General features: G+C 53.7%; 1 rRNA gene. It reads right to left on the bottom strand.

Annotated features, from left to right (window positions below):
- Positions 1-17: 17 nt before the first annotated feature.
- Positions 18-1,550, bottom strand: a 16S ribosomal RNA gene (locus tag C5O79_RS37840).
- Positions 1,551-1,800: the final 250 nt, after the last annotated feature.

Here is a 1,800-nt window from a genome sequence, read left to right as displayed (position 1 = left end):
TTTGCGAGAAGCTCTGGAAAGGAGGTGATCCAGCCGCACCTTCCGATACGGCTACCTTGTTACGACTTCACCCCAGTCATGAATCCTACCGTGGTGACCGTCCTCCTTGCGGTTAGACTAGCCACTTCTGGTAAAACCCACTCCCATGGTGTGACGGGCGGTGTGTACAAGACCCGGGAACGTATTCACCGCGGCATGCTGATCCGCGATTACTAGCGATTCCAGCTTCATGCACTCGAGTTGCAGAGTGCAATCCGGACTACGATCGGTTTTCTGGGATTAGCTCCCCCTCGCGGGTTGGCAACCCTCTGTTCCGACCATTGTATGACGTGTGAAGCCCTACCCATAAGGGCCATGAGGACTTGACGTCATCCCCACCTTCCTCCGGTTTGTCACCGGCAGTCTCCTTAGAGTGCTCTTGCGTAGCAACTAAGGACAAGGGTTGCGCTCGTTGCGGGACTTAACCCAACATCTCACGACACGAGCTGACGACAGCCATGCAGCACCTGTGCGCCGGTTCTCTTTCGAGCACTCCCACCTCTCAGCGGGATTCCGACCATGTCAAGGGTAGGTAAGGTTTTTCGCGTTGCATCGAATTAATCCACATCATCCACCGCTTGTGCGGGTCCCCGTCAATTCCTTTGAGTTTTAATCTTGCGACCGTACTCCCCAGGCGGTCAACTTCACGCGTTAGCTACGTTACTAAGGAAATGAATCCCCAACAACTAGTTGACATCGTTTAGGGCGTGGACTACCAGGGTATCTAATCCTGTTTGCTCCCCACGCTTTCGTGCATGAGCGTCAGTATTGGCCCAGGGGGCTGCCTTCGCCATCGGTATTCCTCCACATCTCTACGCATTTCACTGCTACACGTGGAATTCTACCCCCCTCTGCCATACTCTAGCCTGCCAGTCACCAATGCAGTTCCCAGGTTGAGCCCGGGGATTTCACATCGGTCTTAGCAAACCGCCTGCGCACGCTTTACGCCCAGTAATTCCGATTAACGCTCGCACCCTACGTATTACCGCGGCTGCTGGCACGTAGTTAGCCGGTGCTTATTCTTCCGGTACCGTCATCCCCCGACTGTATTAGAGCCAAGGATTTCTTTCCGGACAAAAGTGCTTTACAACCCGAAGGCCTTCTTCACACACGCGGCATTGCTGGATCAGGCTTTCGCCCATTGTCCAAAATTCCCCACTGCTGCCTCCCGTAGGAGTCTGGGCCGTGTCTCAGTCCCAGTGTGGCTGGTCGTCCTCTCAGACCAGCTACTGATCGTCGCCTTGGTAGGCCTTTACCCCACCAACTAGCTAATCAGCCATCGGCCAACCCTATAGCGCGAGGCCCGAAGGTCCCCCGCTTTCATCCGTAGATCGTATGCGGTATTAATCCGGCTTTCGCCGGGCTATCCCCCACTACAGGACATGTTCCGATGTATTACTCACCCGTTCGCCACTCGCCACCAGGTGCAAGCACCCGTGCTGCCGTTCGACTTGCATGTGTAAGGCATGCCGCCAGCGTTCAATCTGAGCCAGGATCAAACTCTTCAGTTTAAACCTGTTACTGTTTTCGGTTCAGTTAAGAACCGGTCGCTCACTCAAAGCTGACAGGAATATGAATTGCTTCATAAACCTGACTTACTTTAGTGTGAGACTCTTGATACTTTCGCTATCTGATCCGAGGATCAGCTCGCTTCCATCAAGCGCCCACACTTATCGGCTGTTAATTTTTAAAGAGCATTCTGCGAGGAACTTCGTGTTTCCCGGCAGCGCTGCGTTTTCAGCAGCAGAGAAGCGAGATTAT

The sequence above is a fragment of the Burkholderia sp. SRS-25 genome, assembly GCF_004343765.1.
In the GTDB taxonomy this organism is placed as follows: Bacteria; Pseudomonadota; Gammaproteobacteria; order Burkholderiales; family Burkholderiaceae; genus Burkholderia; species Burkholderia contaminans.
Note: the sequence above shows the minus strand (reverse complement) of the source record. Positions and strands in the feature narration are given on the sequence as shown.